We start from the raw sequence: 19,485 nt of genomic DNA on the forward strand, positions 1-19,485 counted from the left end.
AAAAAATGTTAAAGGGCGGGGTCAGACTAGAAAAACTCGGGGTAAAACTGGTGTTTTTCGGGCTGATTCTGCTCTTTATCATGTAGTTAAGGTTTTAAAACAGTGCAACTTTTTAAAAGTATCTTTTTATCCCGTTAAAAATGTAGATACATTGGTGGAAATTTTAACTATACACCAATGAAAAACATCATTACCACAACTTCTTTAATGCTGACCCTTAGTGCTTTGCCACTAATTTCCTTTGCTCAGGACTCCACAAAAGTTGAAAATCCATGTGAACGGATTGAAGTCGAAAGAGATAAGTTTGAAAATAAATCCGTCTTTAGGATGCCCGGACTCAGAAGGGCAAGGATTACAAAGTACATAGAAAAAGGAGTATCCAGCTATTATCTTGTCTTGACAACAACAGGCTCAGTAGCCACGGTGAGCAACAAGGGAGCTATTATCTTATTGTCAAACGGAAAGAAGATTCTAAAACCGGCAGCTGAGATTGATACGGATGTTAACGAATATAAATCCGCAGGACCTGGTGATTTTGAATACAGCGCATTTATTCGCCTGACACCGGTTGATATTGAACAGTTGAAAAAAAATCAGATTACAGCCTTCAAACTATACATTTTCCCGCAGGATGTCAGCGATAATGAGGGGTCATGGATAAAGGTATATCTGAACTGCCTCTTAACGATGAAATAGAGAAACGCCCGACAGTTAACTGCCGGGCGTTTTTTTTACCAGTCTATATTCTTCTGTTTCATTTCGTTAGCTACACGCCGTTGGTCTGCTTTGCCATAGTGATGCACATGTCTGGTGGAGCAGTGACCAAGCATCGCAGCGACCGTATTTTCCGTAACGTTAAGCTCGTTAAGCATAATATCAGTGAAAGTCTTCCTGGCAATCATAACCGTGAGCGGAAACGAAATCTCATTTTCAAATACAATCTGTTTTAACTGACTGTTGAATTTCGCGTTGGATCGTTTGGGCAACTTGCTGACACCACCGTACTTTTCGATGATGGCCAGAGCCTTTTTGTGCAGCGGTACGATCTGAATCATCTCTTCGTTGAAGAATTTCGATTCAGCATACTTGCCGCGTGGCTTATACATCCATAGCCTGCCATCGGGGCCCGGACGGATTTCCTGCTCGGTGAGCGTCTGGGCATCTTTGTAGTGCAGTCCGGTATAGCAGCTAAATAAAAACAGATCGACATATTCCTGCATCACTGGGCGGAATCTGATGGATTCAAGTTCGGCTAGCTGAGCCAATGTAAGGTGGGACGTATTTGTCTTCTGGCGTTTCTTAAGCTTGAATGAAGCCAGCGGATCGATCTTCAGGATTTCGCGTCGCACGGCATCTTCGGTGATATTCTTGAGAATCTGCGTATGCCTGACGATGTAGTTATGATCCCGCTGTTTTGCTTTCATCCAGCGTACAAAATCGTCTGCAAGCCCAAGGTTAATGCGTTCAGCAGGCAGATTAGTCAGCTTCTTTTCAGAAATAAAGCTGCGGATGTTGCCAATCCGTGTGCCATAGTTTCGCCTGGTACCTTTGTTGTCATACGATGCCTTGATGTGCTGTTCGAAAAGGTCAACAAGCTCACTCAGTGTGTAGGAGATTTTAGCCTTGCCGGTGTAGATATTGGCAAGATGCTGAGCCGTTAGCTCCTGATCAACTGCCTGATGTTGCAGGAACAGCCTGTTGATGTCATTCCGGATCTGCTCCAGACGCAGATTGTGGTTGGCGACATCCATTGATTTTCCGATGACACGCTGTGACTTGGAATCCCACTGTTCACGATTGATCTTGATAAAGGTGGAAAAATCGTTGGCGTGAATGCCATCTACTTTGATGCGGCAGTAGATGAAGACTTGTGTGGCTTTGCTCGCCTTTTGGGAGCGAATGCGGAACAATACGCGCATTTTTTTCTGAGCATGGAAATTGAACTGGTTATTAGTGGAAAAGACAGCTAATAACCGTAATCAACAAGTTCTGGCCAAATGTAGACATGTACAAAAAAATGTACCTGTGTAGTACCCCAATCAAAATTGTTAGTACCCCAAAAAGAACCTTATTGTAACTGCTTGATTATGGGAGAGATAGAGGTAAAAAAAGAAAAACCTGCCGTTGGAGGCAGGTTTCTGGCTTAATATCAGCGCTGCTTAGCGTTCTTCGTGCACTCGTAGGGATTCGAACCCCAAACCTCCTGATCCGTAGTCAGGTGCTCTATCCAATTGAGCTACGAATGCGTTTTGTTATTGTTGTATTCCCGTGTTGGGACTGCAAAGGTAGGAAATAAATTATTCACTCCAAATTCCGGGCGAAAAAAAATCAGCTATTTCCCCGAAAAAGTGGGTTTCCGCTTCATTAAGAAGGATCCGATGCCCTCCATCGCGTCTGATGAGCGGCCTAAAAAATCCTGATTGTCAGCTTCTTTTTCGAGCTGTTGCGCCAACGACGACGACAAAGATTCGTTCAACACTTTTTTCATCGCCCCGATCGATTTTGTCGGCGCGGCGGCATAATACTGCACCAGCTGATCGACGGCATCGTCCAGATGCGCGGCCGGCACCGAACTGCTGACCAGACCCAGCTGCTGCGCTTCGGGGCCGTATACCTTCCGGCCGGTGCTGCACAGTTCAAACGCTTTGAGGCTGCCCACCAGCCGTGGCAGGAAAAACGTCGACCCGGCATCGGGCATGAGGCCGATATTGACAAAAATCTGACTCAGGTATGCCTCGTCGGCCATCACAATGACGTCGCAGGCGAGTGCCAGCGAGCAACCGGCCCCCGCCGCAACCCCGTTGATGCGGGCAATGACCGGTTTGGGCAGCTCCCGGATCGCCATAATCATGGGGTGGTAGGTGTTCCGGAGCGAATCGCCCAGGGCCATACCGTTGCCTGTCATAGCCGAAGCCATCCCTTCTTTCAGGTCGGCTCCCGAACAAAAGGCTTTTTCGCCGGCACCGGTCAGCACAACGACCCGCACGGCATCGTCTGCTCCGGCGGCTTCCATCGCGCGGGTAATTTCCCGGATCAGGCCGGGGCTTAAGGCGTTATACACAGCAGGCCGGTTGAGGGTAATGCGGCAGATGCCCCCGTCAAGCTCGTAGGTCAGGAATTCGTACATAGTCTTGGTTTTGTTGCGTTGATGTTGCCGTAAAAGAGTCAAATCTTCCGGACATCTCAAACTATACGTATAAAAATACGGCCGTCAGACTGACCAGTATACCCAGAAACAGACCGGCCCCCGCCTGCGAAGGGGTATGGGCATTCAGTTGCAGTCGTGCGCTCAGGACCACGCCTGCCAGCAGAATCAGCAGCGCGAGGGTATAAACCAGGCCGGTTTCACTAAATTTAAGCACAATACCGGCAACGGCCCCGAGACTGCCCCCGATCCCGACCCCGTGAGCGCTGATTTTCCAGAACAGACTAATGATTCCCACCAGCAGAATTGACATGGTAATGCTGCCCAGAATAATGGCTATTTCGGGCGCAACGTCAGAAATCAGCTGCATCCGGAACGCAAACAGAAAGGTCAGAAACGAATACACAAAGCCGGTGATGAGATAGGGGAGCCGCCGGTCGAGCCGGTCGTCGAGGTGCAGGCTCTGTACGTAGCCGCTTCTGAACAGGAAATAAATCAGCAGCGACGGAATGGCAAATGTGCCAATCAGGATCAGGACAAGCAACCGGATGCGGAGTTCTACGGAAAACGTATCCAGGCCCAGTACAACAGGTACCTGATACAACAGAATGCCGAAAAGCCAGGTCGGCATAAGTAACGGGTGAAACGCAACAGAAATGATGCGTGCCAGTGTATTATTCAAGTTTACTGTCTGGTTTAAGCTTTATATGGTCAGCAGAATGCCGAAAAAACAAAGGTAACGCATCCGGTCCATTTTTGGAGATTTTGCGCCAAGACTACCAAAAACGAATTAAAAGTTGCATCTTAGTGTTATATTCCCATAGCCGTAAAGTGATTTACCGTATGAAAAAAACACTGCTAACCGTACTGGCTCTGTTAGTAATCACCACGTTGGGCAAGTCCACCCGCCCTGTTGCCTCAACTGAAAAACCCGCTCCGGCCACGCCGACCGTGCATACCATTTACGATGAACTTCATCTGGTTGACTCGGGTCTGAACCGGGATGTGTTTGATCTGGCATTGCGGGGCATGCGCAAAATTCCGGGTGTCCGGCCGGTATTATCCATTGTTGATTTTACGCAGCCTTCCAACCAAAAGCGCCTGTACGTCATTGATCTGCTTTCCCGTAGGCTGCTGTTCAATACCTATGTATCCCACGGCCGTAATTCGGGAGATCTGATGCCGAAAGCGTTTTCGAACGTCAATTCGTCGTTTCAGTCGAGCCTGGGCTTTTATCAGACCATGAATACCTATCAGGGTAAACATGGCCTGTCGCTCAAACTGCGGGGCCTTGAAAAGGATTTTAATGATAATGCCTTTGCCCGCTCTATTGTGATGCATGGTGCTGATTATGTCTGTGAGGACATCATCAAACAAACCGGGCGTCTTGGCCGCAGCCAGGGATGCCCTGCCGTATCCATGGATATGTCAACGCCTATTATTCAGGCGATTAAAGGCGGGTCATGCCTCTTCCTGTATTATCCCGACATGACCTACCTGAAAAAATCATCGTACGTGCTTGGTTAACCTTTATTTCACCATCGCGTAAATATCGCGGTAGTGCGCAACCTGCCCTGAGGGGTCTACGTCTGTGGTCAGATACACAATAAAGACGGGGACTTCTTTGGGCAGTTTTAGTGTTTTGGGGGTCTGATCAACCAGACACCGGTTCATAAACCCGTCATCAAATACTTTCTTTTCCAGCACCAGATTAGCCAGATCAACCGGTTTCTGCACCCGCACACACCCGTGGCTCCGGAACCGGTCCGACGATTCGGTAAAAAGGTCGCGGCCGTTGGTATCATGCAGGTAAATGGCATACGGGTTTTTCAGGTCAAATTTGAGTAATCCCAGCGAATTGTGGCACCCCGACGATTGCCGGAAACGATACGGAAAGTTTTCGGGCGAAAAAGAGGCCCAGTCCAGCGACGACGGGTCGACTTCCTGATTGCGGTCGTCTAGTATCTGCATGTTCTGGGAGTCCAGAAAATTAGGGTTTCGCTGTACTTTTGGTAAAATCTCCTTCAGGCCAATGCCTTTCGGCACATTCCAGTACGGATACATCACAATCTGATTCATGCTCGTCGCCATGCAGGGCGTTTGTTTATCGGCTTTGCCGGCAATAACATCCGAGGTCAGCAGCCGGTCGCCTTTCTGATCAAAAACGGTCAGTGAGGCAGTCGGCAGGTTAACGACCACAAAATGATCCATCGGAAACCGGTTCAGGTAGCGGTAAAAATTCAGGGTTTGCCGGTACGAGAGCAGCGAGTCGGCCGAAACATGATTGCGGACCTGATGATACTGCCCGACAAGGGTCTGGTAAGGCCGGAACGACGATACGTTGAGCACAGAATCCGGTAAGACGGAGCCCTCCTGTTTTGCCAGCGTAGCGGCCCAGTTGCTGTCGATTACCGGTTTCAGGCTGTTATACGTAAACTGCGAAGGCGTTTTGCCATAACGTAACTCAAGCAGCAGGGCTGTCAGCTGTTTCCGGGCTTCACGGTCGCGCAGTGAATCGCCGGTGGCCGTTACGACAAAGCGGGTTGTATCGATCCCGACAGAATCGGCCATGCGGTTTGCCTGATGCAGCAGACTGAGGCCATGCCACGTTTTCGGTTCTGTTTTCTGTTTGTTCAGGGTGGGCCAGAGAAAAATGGCCGCTATAATGACCACCGCCAGTATACCGCCGGCAATGGCCAGATTTCGTTGTTTATCGTTCATGGTCGTTGAGTGAAAAAGCGTCGTTTATACAGATAAACAAAAAAGCCGTTGCAGTGTCCTGCAAACGGCTTTAAAAAATGGGTAAACGGACTTGTTATAACCGGACAATCTCAGCGCCGATAGCGTTCAGGCGCGTGTCAATGTTCTGATAACCACGGTCAATTTGCTCAATGTTGTCAATAATGCTTGATCCGCTTGCCGACAGAGCCGCGATCAGCAGCGAAACCCCCGCGCGGATATCCGGCGATGTCATCCGGATCCCGCGCAGCTGCTGCTGCCGGCCCAGACCAACCACGGTAGCGCGGTGCGGGTCGCAAAGAATGATTTGCGCACCCATCTCGATCAGTTTATCGACGAAGAACAGGCGGCTTTCAAACATTTTCTGGTGAACCAATACCGTTCCCTGCGCCTGAATGGCCGTTACGAGTACGATACTCAGCAGATCGGGCGTAAAGCCCGGCCACGGTGCATCGGAGATCGTCATCATGCCACCGTCGAGGAACGTATCTACCTGATAGCGGTCCTGCGAAGGAATATAAATATCGTCGCCGCGGAATTCCATCTGAATACCCAGGCGTTTAAACACGTCAGGGATAATACCCAGCTCCGGAATGCGGCAGTTTTTAATCGTGATTTCCGACTGTGTCATGGCGGCCAGGCCGATAAACGAACCGATTTCGATCATGTCCGGCAGCATCGTATGGTCGGTGCCGTGCAGTTCAGAAACGCCTTCAATCGTCAGCAGGTTTGAGCCGACGCCTGAGATTTTAGCGCCCATGGCATTCAGCATTTTTGACAGCTGTTGCAGGTAGGGTTCGCAGGCGGCGTTGTAGATGGTCGTTGTTCCTTCGGCCATGACGGCAGCCATCAGGACATTGGCCGTACCGGTCACCGAGGCCTCATCGAGCAGCATGTAGGTGCCTTTCAGATGTTCACCTTCTACGCGGTAAAAATCACCGTCGAAATGAAATTCGGCTCCCAGTTTTTCGAAACCCAGGAAGTGGGTATCCAACCGGCGGCGGCCGATTTTATCACCACCCGGGCGAGGAATACGGCCTTTTTTGAAGCGGGCCAGCATAGGTCCCAGCAGCATTACCGAACCACGCAGCGCGGCAGCTTTCCGCTTAAAGGCATCGGTTTCGAGGTAGTCGAGGTTAACATCGCTGGCCTGAAAACGATACGACGATTCGCCGGTCCGGGTAACCCAGACGCCCATATCACCGAGCAGGTCGATGAGCTGGTTGACGTCCCGGATATTAGGAATGTTATGAATGGTAACGGGTTCGCTTGTCAGCAATACGGCACAGAGGATTTGTAACGCCTCGTTTTTTGCGCCCTGAGGGACCAGCTCACCTTTAAGCTGCCGGCCACCGGTAATTTTGAATGAAGCCATTTAGTTCTGAATTATCTCCGCCGACCCCGATTATCGTTGTTGTTCCGTCCACGGAACGAATTGTTATCGTTACGACGGTCGCTGCGGTCATTACGGTTTTGGTTGCGGTTTTCCCGGTGACCGCCTGTGTTCCGGTTATCGCGTCCCGAATTGTTATAGGGGTTAGAGTAGTTGCCGGTATACGGCCGCAGATTATTGCCGGTCCGTTGTGGCTGATCGCTGGTGCGCTCGCGTGGTGTTCCTTCTACGAGACCGCCGTTGCGGATGGCATCCACTTCGTCGAGTAAGCGGCCGCGCGAGAGGTCAACCAGGCTCTGGTAAATGGTTTCGTCTTCAACAGACTCCTTGTTCCAGCTTTGGTACATGGTCCGCATCAGCCGGGTGAGGTATGAGACAAACGCCCGTTTTTCGCCCGGATCGTCAATGGTCAGTGCCTTTTCGATCAGGAGTTCGATATTGCGGCCGAAGTGTTTAAACTTCAGATTGTGCGTATTGTAAGGTACACGCTGGGGTTTGCGGCCCAGAATCTCAACCGGTGGCGGCGGATAAGGGCTGTCAACATCCAGTGTAAAACCAGAGATAATATAAAGATCGTCCCAGAGCTTATTATAGTAGTCCTGGCCGTCTTTCATGTTCGGGTGAATCTGGCGCATGAGCTCAACCAGAATGTGAGCATAGCGCGTACGCTTTTCCCGATCTTCAATGGTGACAATGTTGTCGACCAGTTTTTGAATATTGCTTCCGTACTCTTTCAAAGACATGTATTAGATACGTGTGCGACGTTACAACAAAAGTAAGAACATTCAATCAAAAAAAGGTACAGATGGCTAGCTTTTACGTTCTTTGTCTTTTTAATCAGCAACTTTCATGAAACGGATTCTTTTTACGCTCTTCGCTTGTTCGCTGGCGCTCGCCGGGTATGCGCAAACCAGTTCAACTCCCCCGGCCACGCCGCCTTATACGGATGCCGTTGAGGCCAGCGGTCTGCTGTTTGTTTCCGGACAAATCGGTCGTTTAAATGGCCAGCTTGTGACGGATTCCTTTGAGGCTGAGGCGCATCAGGTTATGAAAAACGTTGAACAGATTCTGAAAAAGCGCGGCCTTAGCTGCAACGATCTCGTAAACGTAACGATTTATTTAACCGACATGCGGAACTACGGCAAGATCAATGATGTATACCGTACATATTTCACGGGGCAGAAGCCATTGCCTGCCCGCGTGTGTGTGGCGGTAAAGGAACTGCCTTTTAATGCCAATGTCGAAATTGCGGGAGTTGCCGCCATGGCGAAGTAAGCGCTTCCGGCTTCATCATCTTTTTTATGCAGAATAAATGGGTAACGTACCGGCCTGAACTGGCCGATACGGTTCGGCTGAGCATTCCGATTGTGATTGCTCAGCTGGGTGTTATTTTAATGGGGGTAACGGATAACCTCTTTGTCGGGCGGTTGCTTGGCGCAGTTCCGCTGGGTGCGGCAGGGCTATCCAATTCGTTGTCGTTTCTGGTTACCAGTATCGGAGTGGGCGGTTTGTCGGTGGTAGCCGCGCTGGTTTCGCAGGCAAACGGCCGCAACGGGGAAGCTGAGATTAACAAGCTGTTCCGCGCCGGCTTACGGGTCGCGGTGCTCTTAAGTATGGTCCTGGGCCTGTTGTCTGTATTAATGGCGTTTTTTTTCGACGTCTTCGGGCAAAGTGCTGAGGTGACCCGGCTGGCCCGCAATTTCATGCTGGTGTTAAGTGCGTCCATTTTGCCGTTGCTGGTTTTTGTAGGGGCGCGTCAGCTTTGCGATGGCCTCCGCTATCCGCGTGTAGCGATGTTTATCACCATGTCGGCACTGGTCTTAAACGCGTTGTTCAATTATGTACTGATCAAAGGCATCGGTCCGTTTCCGGAGATGGGGTTACAGGGATCGGCTACCGCCACGCTTTTGTCACGTATTTACATGGCCGTTGCCATGTTGCTTTATGTGTACCGGTCCGGATTATTTACGGCGTATCTGAAACCGGCGTTTAATGCCTTACCGGTGCAGGCCGAGGTAAAAAACATTCTGCGTTTAGGGTTACCGGGGGGAATGACCTTTTTCTTCGAGGTGGCCACCTTTTCGCTGGCGCAGGTGATGGTGGGCTGGCTGGGCGAAATTCAGTTGGCGGCCCATCAGATTGCGCTCAACATGGCATCGACAACGTACATGATGGCAACGGGCATTTCGTCGGCCGCAGCGATCCGGGTCGGGGCCGCAGTCGGGCAGGGGAGTCAGACCGGTATCCGTCGGGCGGGTATTGCTGCTTTTGTGTTGTCAATTGCGCTGATGGGAACGTTTGCCACCCTTTTTCTGACGGCCAATACCTGGCTGGCCGAACTGTACATCCGCGATAATCCGGCGGTTAGCGCGGTGGCTGCTTCCCTGCTGATTATGGCCGGTTTCTTCCAGCTTTCCGACGGTATTCAGGTGGTGGGCATCGGATCTCTGCGAGGTATCGCCGATGTAAACGTACCGACGTGGATTACCTTGTTTTCGTACTGGGTGGTGGCTTTGCCAACGAGTTATTTCTTTGCCTTTACCATGGGCATGAACGTCGAAGGCGTATGGATCGGTCTGCTGACGGGTTTAACCCTGGCGGCTGTTTTGTTAACTCTCCGCTTTTTCCGGCTCATCCGCCGGTGGGAGGGCGTAGGGCAGGGGGCGTAGTGGGGGTTAGCGCATGCCGGCAAGGAGCTCTTCGCGGAGCGGCCGGTCTGTGGTTGCCTGATACGCCACGCCGTCGCTGTCCAGAATTTCGATAAACGCTACATATTGGCTGCGTTCTACCTGAAAGATGCACCAGTTATGATACGGTTCGTTAAAGATTTCCACTTCGGTCAGTACGGCCATTTTCTGTAAGGTTTGATAGATTGGCCGTCGCAGATCTTCCTGATTTACCTGGAAATACCACATGTGAATTGTGATTTACGAATTACGATTTACGAATTACGATTGAATGACCGGTCGGGAGCTTAGGATCGTTGATTAGCCACTTAACAAAACAGGTTTCAGGTGTTGGGCGAACCCGCTTCCCTGAAACCTGTTTTGATTTTAACGATTTATTGTTCGCTGCTTGATTCGATCAATGCTTACGGTTGCCGGTGCTGAAAAGCAATCATATCCGCCAGGATTCGGCCGGTTTCCGTCAGATAAACGTCTTTTTTCTTCTTAGCTGTTGCATCAGCAGCCGTTTTAGGGGCTTCACCGTCTTCCGGCTCATCTTCTTTTGCGGCTTTATTGACAGCTGCCCGCTTTTTCTCCGCTTCATCGCGTTCTTTACGGCGTTTGGCTTCCTGCAACGAAACTACGGTATTTTCTTTAGCCTTTTTGAAGTCAGCCAGTTCCTGGGCCAGTTGCTTCAGATCGGTGTCAGACTTCAGACGCTGGTCAAATTTGTCGCGCAGGCGGGCCAGCAGCTTATCGTCCAGGGCACGCGTTACGTCGTACCGGGTTGAGTTGATCTGATCCCATGGCAACGCGCTCGGCTGTGAGCTTTCGCCGAAATCAGAGGCGCTGAAACGCTGTGGCAGTTCGATATCCGGCGTTACCCCTTTGTGCTGCGTGCTGCTGCCATTGATCCGGTAAAATTTCTGGATAGTCATTTTTACCTGACCAACCTTATCCGGCTCTTTCGGTAACCACTGGTTCAGGTCGATCAGAGTCTGAACCGTACCTTTACCAAAGGTCTGACCACCAACAATGATACCGCGTTTGTAATCCTGAATAGCGGCGGCAAAGATTTCAGAGGCCGACGCACTGAAGCGGTTTACCAGTACAGCCAGCGGGCCGTCGTAGGTAGTATTCGGATCCGGATCGCTGTATACTTCGGTTTCGCCGTTTGATTCTTTCACCTGCACAACAGGGCCTTTTTCGATGAAGAGGCCTGTCAGGTTAATGGCTTCGGTCAGAGCCCCGCCGCCGTTATCGCGTAAGTCGATAACCACACCGTCTACTTTCTCTGCCTTCAGTTCATTCAACAACTTCTGTACATCCGTTGTCGTGCTGCTAAAGCCTTCTTCCTTTTTACGGGCTCCTTCAAAGTCGCGGTAGAACATCGGGATGTTAATAACCCCGATTTTATACGGCTTACCATTCTCGGTCAGTTCAATGACTTCTTTCTTGGCGCGCTGCTCTTCCAGCTTGATTTTCTCGCGAACCAGGCGGATTTCTTTCGGCGGTGCACCCGCCAGCGCATCTGCCTGTTTGATCTGCAGACGAACAACAGTACCTTTCGGGCCTTTAATGAGCTTTACGGCATCATCGACGCGGTAGCCGATAATACTCACTATCGGACTGTTATCGCCCTGGGCTACCCCTGTAATTTTATCGTTCGCATTAAGGGCCTTGCTCTTAAAGGCCGGGCCACCCGGCAACACGCTGCTGATTTTAATGTATTCACCATCTTCCTGCAACAGCGCCCCGATTCCTTCCAGTGACTGGCTCATCTCCTGATTGAAGCGGTCGGCGCTGGTTGGCGACAGGTAGTTTGTGTGCGGGTCGAGTGCTTCGGCAAACGAGTTCATATACATCTGGAACACATCTTCGGCGCGGATACGGCCAACAGCCCGGTCCAGGTTTTTGTAGCGCTGCGTCAGTGTATTCGTAATGGCACTGTCTTTCTGGCCGGCCAGTTTGAGTTCAAGTGCCTGGTTCTTCACCATTTTCCGCCACAGATCGTTCAGCTCTTCAGGGTTTTTGGCCCATGCCGCCTTTTCGCGGTTGGTGTTAAACGTTTCGTCAGTGGTAAAGTTAAACGGCTTTTTCAGCAGTTCCTGTACATAGGTACTCCGTTCCTGATACCGGTTCCGGAAAACATTATACAGGTCATAGGCGGCCGTCAGATCGCCGTTTACCAGCGATTCGTCGATGGTGGTGCGGTATTTCTCAAAAGCGGCGACGTCAGAGGCCAGCAGGTAGCTTTTACTGTTGTCAACTTCTTTCAGATAGTTATCCCAGACAACCGATGACAACGAGTCGTTCAGCTTCACTTTGCGATAGTGGTAGCGGGTCAGGAGCTGGGCGACTAGCTGCTCAACGCGTTCCTGCGATACAGTTGGTTTCAGGTCTTCATTTGAAGAAACCGAAACCGTTGACCGACCACCTTCGCTACGAGGTGTGCCCGCAGAGGGAGCATCCGGCTGAAAACCTAGCATCAGCACGGGAACCAGGGTTATCAGGTATTTTTTCATATCCAAAAGAATGAAAGAGCGAAAGAGCGAAAGAATAAAAGCGAAGCAGAAAGCGCACATTCATTCTTTCGCTCTTTCACTCTTTGTTATTTAACAATGTCTAATAACTCAACATCAAAAATCAGGGTAGCGCCGGGGCCGATGTCAGCACCTGCACCACGATCACCGTAACCCAGGGCCGATGGAATGAATAATTTCCATTTTGAGCCTACAGGCATCAGCTGGAGGGCTTCTGTCCAGCCGGCGATTACCTGGGTAACCCCGAACTCGGCAGGCTGGCCGCGTTCAACTGAGCTGTCGAATACCTGGCCGTTGAGTAACCGGCCGGTATAGTGTACCTTCACTTTATCGTTCGGAGTCGGCTTGGCACCGGTTCCTTCTTTCACAATCTGATATTGTAACCCGCTGGCAGTGGTAACGATACCCGGCTTGGTTTTATTTTCTGTTAAAAACGCTTCTCCTTCCTTTTTGTTAACGTCGGCCACCTTTTTCGATTCCGCCGCGCGTTGTTCATACTGCTTCTGCATATACAGGCCAAGGACCTGGTTGGCCATTTCCGGCGACAGAACGGTTGGCTTCTCTTTCAGCGTTGCTTCAAGCGCACTGGCCAGGGCGGCTGTATTTACGTTGCTCATGCCTTGCTGTTTAAGGCTTTGGGCAATGTTCATCCCGATACTGTAGCTGATCGAATCGGCGTTGGAGGCAAGTTTAAGCGTGCCTGAAGCAGGCTGCGGTTTACTGGTAGATACAGGTTTTTTGGCAGGTACAGGTTTTTTGGCGGCTCCGGTCTGAGCAAAAAGATTGCCGCTGAAAAAGAGGGCCGAAACAAGACCGGCCAGTGTCCACTGGTTTACTTTCATGCGTAATGAAAAAACAGGTTGTTAAAACCTTTAGAGGTTAATGAATAAACGTAAGATTGCCAGGTAAAAGTTTGGCAAAATAAAGATTTTGACAATAATTAAGAAGGTTTGCCTTTAAATGCAGCTAATTAACTGTAACTGAGTAAATATAGTTGTTCTGAGCGAAATATAGATAAAAACAGGTGCTCAGGCCAGGGTTTTTCCGGTGAACGGTAAAAAAGCCGGGACCAATGGCAGGTAAATGGAAGTCTTTAAATCGTATATTAAACGGGGCGCTTATTAGAAAAGTATAACAATCGGCTATGATTTTTATTCGTCCTACAAGCTTTTATTAAATTTTAATGCTACCTTTGCGGCCGAAAAATCTTCCATAACTTTCTAATTTTCCACGATAACTATATGGTATCCGTAAGACCCGACGAGGTATCCGCCATACTCCGTGAGCAGCTTTCAGGAGCGCGCACAGAAGCAGAACTCGAAGAAGTCGGTACGGTGCTGCAAATCGGCGACGGCGTAGCACGTATCTACGGCTTGTCAAAGGTGCAGGCCGGAGAATTGTTGACGTTCGAGAATGGTTTGCAGGCGTTAGCCCTGAACCTCGAAGAAGATAACGTCGGTGCCGTATTATTGGGCGACTATTCTGAGATCAAAGAAGGCGCTACAGTAAAACGGACAAACCAGATCGCTTACGTACGTGTTGGCGAGGGTATCCTCGGACGCGTTGTAAACACGCTGGGTGAGCCTATCGACGGTATGGGCCCAATTCAGGGCGAGACGTACGAAATGCCGCTGGAGCGTAAAGCCCCTGGTGTTATTTTCCGTCAGCCCGTAAACGAACCGCTTCAGACTGGTATCAAAGCGATTGATGCCATGATCCCTATCGGACGGGGTCAGCGTGAGTTAATCATCGGTGACCGTCAGACCGGTAAAACTGCCGTGGCGATCGATACGATCATTAACCAGAAGGAATTCTACGACAAGGGCGAGCCCGTATTCTGTATTTACGTTGCCTGTGGCCAGAAGGCCTCAACCGTAAAACAGGTAGAAGCTACCCTGCGTAAAGCCGGTGCTATGGCCTATACGGTAATCGTATCTGCTGCCGCCTCTGATCCGTCGCCAATGCAGTTCTTTGCACCGTTTACCGGTGCCGCCATCGGTGAGTACTTCCGGGATACCGGTCGTCCGGCCCTGGTTGTTTATGACGACTTGTCGAAGCAGGCCGTTGCGTACCGTGAGGTGTCGCTGCTGCTGCGCCGCCCTCCGGGACGTGAAGCGTATCCTGGTGACGTATTCTACCTGCACAGCCGCTTACTGGAGCGTGCCGCTAAGGTGGTAAACAACGATGCCATTGCTGCGACCATGAACGACTTGCCGCCGGCACTGCAAGGTAAAGTAAAAGGTGGTGGTTCACTGACGGCATTGCCAATCATTGAAACACAGGCCGGTGACGTATCTGCCTATATCCCGACGAACGTAATTTCGATCACGGATGGCCAGATCTTCCTCGAGTCAAACCTGTTCAACTCGGGTATCCGTCCTGCGATTAACGTAGGTATCTCGGTATCACGGGTAGGTGGTAATGCCCAGATCAAGTCCATGAAGAAAGTGGCTGGTACGCTGAAACTCGACCAGGCGCAGTTCCGCGAACTTGAAGCGTTTGCCAAATTTGGTTCTGACCTTGATGCGTCTACCAAACTGACTATCGAGCGTGGCCGCCGTAACCAGGAAATCCTGAAACAAGGTCAATATGCACCGGTAGCTGTTGAGCAGCAGGTTGCTATCATCTATGCCTCGATCAACGGTCAGCTGGATAAAGTGCCTGTGAACAAAGTGAAAGAGTTTGAGAGTGAGTTTGCCTTGATTCTTAGTGCGCAACACAAAGACGCTCTGGCTGATTTACGCGCCGGAAAACTGTCTGACGAAGCGGTTGCTGCCATTAAAAAGGTTGCATCAGAATTAGCTGCCCGTTACGCATAGTTCGGATAGCAGCAGTCCGGTTAAACACTGACCGGACTGCTGAGCTATTAGACTCTAACTTTCACTCTAAACAATGGCATCACTAAAAGAAGTCCGTAACCGGATCACTTCGGTTAACTCGACGCAGCAGATTACGAAAGCCATGAAAATGGTGGCTGCGGCCAAGCTGCGCCGTGCACAGGACAATATTATACAGATGCGTCCGTATGCCCGGAAACTGAGCGAAATGCTTAGTACGGTGGCTGCGGGTGCTGAGTTGGCCGGCGACAGCCCCTATAATCAGGTACGCTCTGTTGAACGGGTATTGCTGATCGTTGTGACCTCTGATCGCGGGTTGTGCGGTGCCTTCAACACAAACGTGGTGAAAGCGGCCATGACACGGATCAACGAGGCCTATAGTGACCAGGCCCGCCGTGGTCAGGTTGAAATTCTGGCTATCGGTAAGAAAGGAGCAGAAGCCTTTGCCCGCCGTGGTTTCAAAGTCAACACAACCTTCGTTGAAACGTTTACAAAACTTAGCTTTAACACTGTTCGGGCCGCTGCCGAAGAGGTAATGACTGCGTTTGCCAAAGGACAGTTTGATGTAGTTGAAATCGTTTATAACGAATTCAAAAACGTAGCTACACAAATCATCCGTGCGGAACAAATGCTGCCGATTGTGTCGGCTCCTGTCGATCCAACCGTCAAAGCCAGCAACGTAAACTATATCTTTGAGCCTTCTGAAGAAGAGATTATTGCTGAGCTTATTCCAAAAACGCTGAAAATCCAGCTGTACAAAGCTGTTCTTGAGTCAAATGCCTCTGAACATGGTGCACGGATGACGGCGATGGACAAAGCAACAGAAAATGCCGGCGATCTGCTGCGTGAACTGAAACTGGTGTATAACCGGACTCGTCAGGCGGCCATTACAAAAGAGATTCTCGAAATCGTTGGTGGTGCCGAAGCATTAGCTAACTAATACGATACAAGGTAGTACAGGCATACCGCCGGTACTGTCACTACACAATCTGTTGACCCACAACCCTGGTTAGGTTGTGGGTTTTTTATTGGCCGGACAGGGGAATTTTGGTATTTTTGAACAAACCAAAATCCTTTTATGAAGAAAGTAATGCTATTGGGTGCGTTCTTTTTAAGCGCACTGGCTATTCAGGCACAAAGTGTAGACGAAATCGTAAACAAGCATGTGGAAGCGATGGGGGGAGCGGATAAGTACAAAAACCTGAAAGCCATCCGGATGCAGACATCCACCGAACTGATGGGACAATCGCTGCCCACCACATCGGTCATTGCATTGGGGAAGGGAATGCGTTCGGATGTTACCGTAATGGGAGCCACCATCTCACAGGGGTATGACGGACAACAGGGCTGGATGATTAACCCGATGCAGGGAAGTACGGCGGCCGAAGCCACACCGGCAGAGCTGAATGCTTCGATGGATGTACAGCTGGACATTACCGGGCCGTTTTACAATTATAAAGAGAAAGGAAATACCATTGAGCTGCTGGGTAAGGAGAAACTGGATGGTGCGGATGTATATAAAGTGAAAATCACCCGCAAAAACGGACTTACGGAAACGCAATACCTGGATGCCGCAACATACATGAACCGCAAAACGGTTTCTGTTCTTGAGGTGGGCGGGCAGAAAAATGAAAATGAGACTATGTTCAGTGATTACCGTGCGGTGGAAGGATTGAAATTTCCGTTTGTAACGCAGATGACGCACCCGCAGTTTGGTACCATGAAAATGAAAGTCGATAAACTGGAAGTTAATCCGGTAATCGACGAGACAAAATTTAAAATGCCTAAATAAACCTCCGGGTATAAACGATGTGGCGCCGATGGCCGGATGTCTGACTGTCGGCGTTACATTCTGTTTTACCGCCCGCCGGCTCCCGTTGCCCGGCCGTCTATTTCTTACTACCTTTATTGACTCATCAACCATGTGAGTAGCAATTCATAACCCTTTATGACCTCATCACAACTTGATCGCCGTTCATTTTTACGGGCAGCCGGTTTAACCGGTGCCGGCCTGATGCTGGGCTTTACTACAACCGCAAAGGGCGCTGCTCAACTGGCTAATCTGTCGTCTGAGGAGGCAACGGCTGTGCTGGCCTTTGAACTTCATCCGTTTATTGTCATCGATAATGCCGGTAATATTACGCTGATTAATCACCGACCAGACATGGGACAGGGTAGCTGGCAGGCCGTTCCGACCATGGTAGCTGAGGAACTGGAAGTAAGCCTCGATCAGATTCAGATTAAACAGTCTGACGGCTTACGTAAATACGGCAGTCAGCTTTCGGGAGGCAGCAGTACGGTCCGGACGGGCTGGAAACGCCTGCGTGAAGCCGGTGCGGCCGCCCGTGAGATGTTTACGCAGGCCGCCGCTGCCCGCTGGAGCGTACCGGCGGGAGAGTGTTTTGCTGAAAAAGGCGCAATTCATCACCGGCCAACCGGAAAAATACTGACCTATGGCGAACTGGTTGATGAAGCATCAAAATTACCGGTGCCGAAAGACATTAAACTGAAAGCTAAAAAAGACCTTAAACTGTTAGGCCGCGCGTTACCGCGACCGGAAATTCCGGCTAAAGTGTCCGGTAAGGCGGTATTTGGTATGGACGTTGACGTGCCGGGGATGTTGTATGCGAGCGTAGCACACAGCCCGGTTATTCATGGTAAAATCATATCGGTGGATGATACCGCAGCAAAGAAAATTCCGGGTGTCAAAGCCGTTGTTAAGTGCGAACGCCCGATGCCGCACCGGACCGCAGAAGCAGTGGCAGTAGTGGCAACATCCTACTGGGCAGCTCTGAAAGGGCGACGTGCCCTGAAGGTTAAGTGGGACAATACCGGTTACGAAAAAGAAATGACCACGGCTGCTTACTTTTCAGCGTTGCGGAGCAAAGCCAGCGAGGAAGCGTCTGCCTATTATACGACCGGCGACTTTAAAGCCGCTTTCGATTCGGCTCCGAAAAAGCTGGAAGGCTTTTATGAAACACCGTTTCTGGCACATGCGCCGATGGAGCCTGAAGTAACGGTCGCTCACGTAAAAGAGGATGGCAGCTGCGAGATATGGGCGCCGGTTCAGGGACCGGATGCGGCTATCGGTGATGTGGCACGCTATCTGAAAATTAAGGACGAGCAGGTAAAGATTAATGTACCCTTTCTGGGAGGCGCTTTTGGTCGTAAAGCGTACCTCGACTTCATGCTGGAAGCGGTGAATATCTCAAAACAGGTTAAAGCGCCGGTAAAGCTGGTCTGGACGCGCGAAGATGATATTACGCAGGGGCCTTACCGGCCCGGTATGCTAAGTGCCATGCGTGGTGCCGTTGACAGTAACGGCAACCTGGTTGCTTTTGAGCATAAACTGATTGGTGAGTCCATTCAGCGGCAGGTTTTTCGGGCTCCGTTAGGCAACAAAGCCGATGACTGGGCCAAAGAAAGTATCGGGAAAGAGGAGAGTCCTTATGCTTTCCCGAACGCACAGGTAGGCTGGATCAACGTCAAAACGGAGATTCCCATTGTCTGGTGGCGTTCGGTATACGCTTCAAACAATAGCTTTGGTCATGAGTCGTTCCTGGATGAACTGGCGTACACTGCCGGAAAAGACCCGCTGGCTTTGCGGCTGGAGCTACTCCGTGCGCAGAAGGCTGATGGCGAGGTGGCCGAAACCGTGAAACGATTTATTCACGTGCTGGAAACGCTCCGTGAAAAAGCTGGCTGGGACAAGTCCTTGCCGGCCGGTACAGGCAAGGGAGTGGCCATTGCCCGTTCGTTCGGGAGTATTTGTGCGCATGCGTTTTTCGTTTCCAAAAAAGGAAAAGGGGTAACCGTAAACCGTGTCGTAACCGTACTGGACTGTGGTATGTACGTTAACCCGGATAACGTGCGGGCACAGACTGAAGGGAACATTGTTATGGGAATGACAGCGGCCGTTAAGCCAGGGATTACGTTCACAAACGGGCAGGCCGATCAGCAGAACTTCCATAACTATCCGGTGATGCGGATGCCTGAAATGCCGTTGACAGAGATCCATATTATCGAAAACGAAGACGAGCCCGGCGGTGTAGGCGAACCCGGGTTGCCACCGGTTGCACCTGCCCTTTGCAATGCTATTTTTGCCGCCACCGGAAAACGTATCCGGACATTACCTTTTGACATTGACAATATCGCATAATTG

At 50.5% G+C, this 19,485-nt stretch carries 18 protein-coding genes and 1 tRNA gene; 9 read left to right on the forward strand and 10 right to left on the reverse strand.

The features are described from left to right. Together BLX24_RS33425 and BLX24_RS23955 are read left to right on the forward strand one after the other, a co-directional pair. Window positions 1–181 (forward strand): hypothetical protein (locus tag BLX24_RS33425; RefSeq protein ID WP_218160716.1); only part of this gene is annotated, 181 nt, incomplete at its 5' end. Next, entirely contained in the window at window positions 178–696 is a 519-nt protein-coding gene (locus BLX24_RS23955; RefSeq protein WP_071505756.1) for a hypothetical protein, read from the forward strand. The genes BLX24_RS33425 and BLX24_RS23955, both read left to right, overlap by 4 nt. A 35-nt stretch (window positions 697–731) precedes the next feature. On the opposite strand, the gene BLX24_RS23960 is transcribed toward BLX24_RS23955, so the two are convergent. The 4 genes from BLX24_RS23960 to BLX24_RS23975 all read right to left on the reverse strand — a co-directional run bounded on the left by BLX24_RS23960 (window position 732) and on the right by BLX24_RS23975 (window position 3,776). Beyond that, a complete protein-coding gene (locus BLX24_RS23960) occupies window positions 732–1,919 on the reverse strand; it encodes a phage integrase SAM-like domain-containing protein (protein WP_071505757.1) in 1,188 nt (395 codons plus the stop codon). A 253-nt stretch (window positions 1,920–2,172) separates the two neighbouring features. Then, window positions 2,173–2,246: transfer RNA gene (locus BLX24_RS23965), tRNA-Arg, on the reverse strand. Window positions 2,247–2,332: 86 nt separating this feature from the next. Continuing rightward, window positions 2,333–3,127, reverse strand: a complete 795-nt coding sequence (locus BLX24_RS23970; RefSeq protein ID WP_071505758.1) for an enoyl-CoA hydratase/isomerase family protein — start codon at window positions 3,125–3,127, stop codon at window positions 2,333–2,335. A gap of 61 nt (window positions 3,128–3,188) precedes the next feature. Further along, window positions 3,189–3,776, reverse strand: coding sequence for a hypothetical protein (locus tag BLX24_RS23975; RefSeq protein WP_071505836.1), 588 nt, complete (start codon window positions 3,774–3,776; stop codon window positions 3,189–3,191). A 212-nt stretch (window positions 3,777–3,988) separates the two neighbouring features. Here BLX24_RS23975 and BLX24_RS23980 point away from each other — a divergent pair, with 212 nt between their 5' ends. Next, window positions 3,989–4,672, forward strand: coding sequence for a murein L,D-transpeptidase catalytic domain family protein (locus tag BLX24_RS23980; RefSeq protein WP_071505759.1), 684 nt, complete (start codon window positions 3,989–3,991; stop codon window positions 4,670–4,672). A 3-nt stretch (window positions 4,673–4,675) separates the two neighbouring features. On the opposite strand, the gene BLX24_RS23985 is transcribed toward BLX24_RS23980, so the two are convergent. The 3 genes from BLX24_RS23985 to BLX24_RS23995 form a co-directional block, all read right to left on the reverse strand. Next, a complete protein-coding gene (locus tag BLX24_RS23985; protein ID WP_071505760.1) occupies window positions 4,676–5,866 on the reverse strand; it encodes a L,D-transpeptidase family protein in 1,191 nt (396 codons plus the stop codon). Window positions 5,867–5,960: 94 nt separating this feature from the next. Next, window positions 5,961–7,259: a UDP-N-acetylglucosamine 1-carboxyvinyltransferase gene (gene murA, locus BLX24_RS23990; protein ID WP_071505761.1), complete on the reverse strand. Its 1,299-nt coding sequence runs from the start codon at window positions 7,257–7,259 to the stop codon at window positions 5,961–5,963. Window positions 7,260–7,270: 11 nt separating this feature from the next. Continuing rightward, complete coding sequence (locus tag BLX24_RS23995) at window positions 7,271–8,020, reverse strand: DUF4290 domain-containing protein (RefSeq protein WP_374755015.1); 750 nt, start codon at window positions 8,018–8,020, stop codon at window positions 7,271–7,273. 106 nt (window positions 8,021–8,126) lie between these two features. Between BLX24_RS23995 and BLX24_RS24000 the strand changes: the two genes are divergently transcribed. Next, window positions 8,127–8,552 (forward strand): Rid family detoxifying hydrolase, encoded by a 426-nt coding sequence (locus BLX24_RS24000; protein ID WP_071505762.1) that lies wholly within the window; start codon window positions 8,127–8,129, stop codon window positions 8,550–8,552. Between the two features lie 26 nt (window positions 8,553–8,578). Beyond that, window positions 8,579–9,946 (forward strand): MATE family efflux transporter, encoded by a 1,368-nt coding sequence (locus BLX24_RS24005; RefSeq protein ID WP_071505763.1) that lies wholly within the window; start codon window positions 8,579–8,581, stop codon window positions 9,944–9,946. Window positions 9,947–9,952: 6 nt separating this feature from the next. On the opposite strand, the gene BLX24_RS24010 is transcribed toward BLX24_RS24005, so the two are convergent. The 3 genes from BLX24_RS24010 to bamJ all read right to left on the reverse strand — a co-directional run bounded on the left by BLX24_RS24010 (window position 9,953) and on the right by bamJ (window position 13,328). Next, on the reverse strand, window positions 9,953–10,192 hold the full coding sequence (locus tag BLX24_RS24010; RefSeq protein ID WP_071505764.1) for a hypothetical protein: 240 nt from the start codon (window positions 10,190–10,192) through the stop codon (window positions 9,953–9,955). A 176-nt stretch (window positions 10,193–10,368) separates the two neighbouring features. Beyond that, window positions 10,369–12,468, reverse strand: coding sequence for a carboxy terminal-processing peptidase (locus tag BLX24_RS24015; RefSeq protein WP_071505838.1), 2,100 nt, complete (start codon window positions 12,466–12,468; stop codon window positions 10,369–10,371). A gap of 86 nt (window positions 12,469–12,554) precedes the next feature. Further along, a complete protein-coding gene (gene bamJ, locus BLX24_RS24020; RefSeq protein WP_071505765.1) occupies window positions 12,555–13,328 on the reverse strand; it encodes a BamJ family beta-barrel-assembly machinery protein in 774 nt (257 codons plus the stop codon). 399 nt (window positions 13,329–13,727) lie between these two features. Between bamJ and atpA the strand changes: the two genes are divergently transcribed. The 4 genes from atpA (at window position 13,728) to BLX24_RS24040 (ending at window position 19,482) form a co-directional block, all read left to right on the forward strand. Then, a complete protein-coding gene (atpA, locus tag BLX24_RS24025; protein ID WP_071505766.1) occupies window positions 13,728–15,305 on the forward strand; it encodes a F0F1 ATP synthase subunit alpha in 1,578 nt (525 codons plus the stop codon). A 73-nt stretch (window positions 15,306–15,378) separates the two neighbouring features. Further along, complete coding sequence (gene atpG / locus BLX24_RS24030) at window positions 15,379–16,263, forward strand: ATP synthase F1 subunit gamma (RefSeq protein ID WP_071505767.1); 885 nt, start codon at window positions 15,379–15,381, stop codon at window positions 16,261–16,263. Between the two features lie 138 nt (window positions 16,264–16,401). Next, window positions 16,402–17,115, forward strand: coding sequence for a hypothetical protein (locus tag BLX24_RS24035; protein WP_071505768.1), 714 nt, complete (start codon window positions 16,402–16,404; stop codon window positions 17,113–17,115). Window positions 17,116–17,271: 156 nt separating this feature from the next. After that, complete coding sequence (locus BLX24_RS24040; protein WP_071505769.1) at window positions 17,272–19,482, forward strand: xanthine dehydrogenase family protein molybdopterin-binding subunit; 2,211 nt, start codon at window positions 17,272–17,274, stop codon at window positions 19,480–19,482. Window positions 19,483–19,485: the final 3 nt, after the last annotated feature.

Origin of the sequence: Arsenicibacter rosenii (assembly GCF_001870735.1) — a bacterium.
GTDB lineage: Bacteria > Bacteroidota > Bacteroidia > Cytophagales > Spirosomataceae > Arsenicibacter > Arsenicibacter rosenii.

Coding starts and splice junctions, on each gene's coding strand:
- BLX24_RS23955 (WP_071505756.1), top strand. CDS start 178: ATGAAAAACATCATTACCACAACTTCTTTAATGCTGACCCTTAGTGCT.
- BLX24_RS23960 (WP_071505757.1), bottom strand. CDS start 1,919: ATGCGCGTATTGTTCCGCATTCGCTCCCAAAAGGCGAGCAAAGCCACA.
- BLX24_RS23970 (WP_071505758.1), bottom strand. CDS start 3,127: ATGTACGAATTCCTGACCTACGAGCTTGACGGGGGCATCTGCCGCATT.
- BLX24_RS23975 (WP_071505836.1), bottom strand. CDS start 3,776: ATGCCGACCTGGCTTTTCGGCATTCTGTTGTATCAGGTACCTGTTGTA.
- BLX24_RS23980 (WP_071505759.1), top strand. CDS start 3,989: ATGAAAAAAACACTGCTAACCGTACTGGCTCTGTTAGTAATCACCACG.
- BLX24_RS23985 (WP_071505760.1), bottom strand. CDS start 5,866: ATGAACGATAAACAACGAAATCTGGCCATTGCCGGCGGTATACTGGCG.
- murA (WP_071505761.1), bottom strand. CDS start 7,259: ATGGCTTCATTCAAAATTACCGGTGGCCGGCAGCTTAAAGGTGAGCTG.
- BLX24_RS23995 (WP_374755015.1), bottom strand. CDS start 8,020: ATGTCTTTGAAAGAGTACGGAAGCAATATTCAAAAACTGGTCGACAAC.
- BLX24_RS24000 (WP_071505762.1), top strand. CDS start 8,127: ATGAAACGGATTCTTTTTACGCTCTTCGCTTGTTCGCTGGCGCTCGCC.
- BLX24_RS24005 (WP_071505763.1), top strand. CDS start 8,579: ATGCAGAATAAATGGGTAACGTACCGGCCTGAACTGGCCGATACGGTT.
- BLX24_RS24010 (WP_071505764.1), bottom strand. CDS start 10,192: ATGTGGTATTTCCAGGTAAATCAGGAAGATCTGCGACGGCCAATCTAT.
- BLX24_RS24015 (WP_071505838.1), bottom strand. CDS start 12,468: ATGAAAAAATACCTGATAACCCTGGTTCCCGTGCTGATGCTAGGTTTT.
- bamJ (WP_071505765.1), bottom strand. CDS start 13,328: ATGAAAGTAAACCAGTGGACACTGGCCGGTCTTGTTTCGGCCCTCTTT.
- atpA (WP_071505766.1), top strand. CDS start 13,728: ATGGTATCCGTAAGACCCGACGAGGTATCCGCCATACTCCGTGAGCAG.
- atpG (WP_071505767.1), top strand. CDS start 15,379: ATGGCATCACTAAAAGAAGTCCGTAACCGGATCACTTCGGTTAACTCG.
- BLX24_RS24035 (WP_071505768.1), top strand. CDS start 16,402: ATGAAGAAAGTAATGCTATTGGGTGCGTTCTTTTTAAGCGCACTGGCT.
- BLX24_RS24040 (WP_071505769.1), top strand. CDS start 17,272: ATGACCTCATCACAACTTGATCGCCGTTCATTTTTACGGGCAGCCGGT.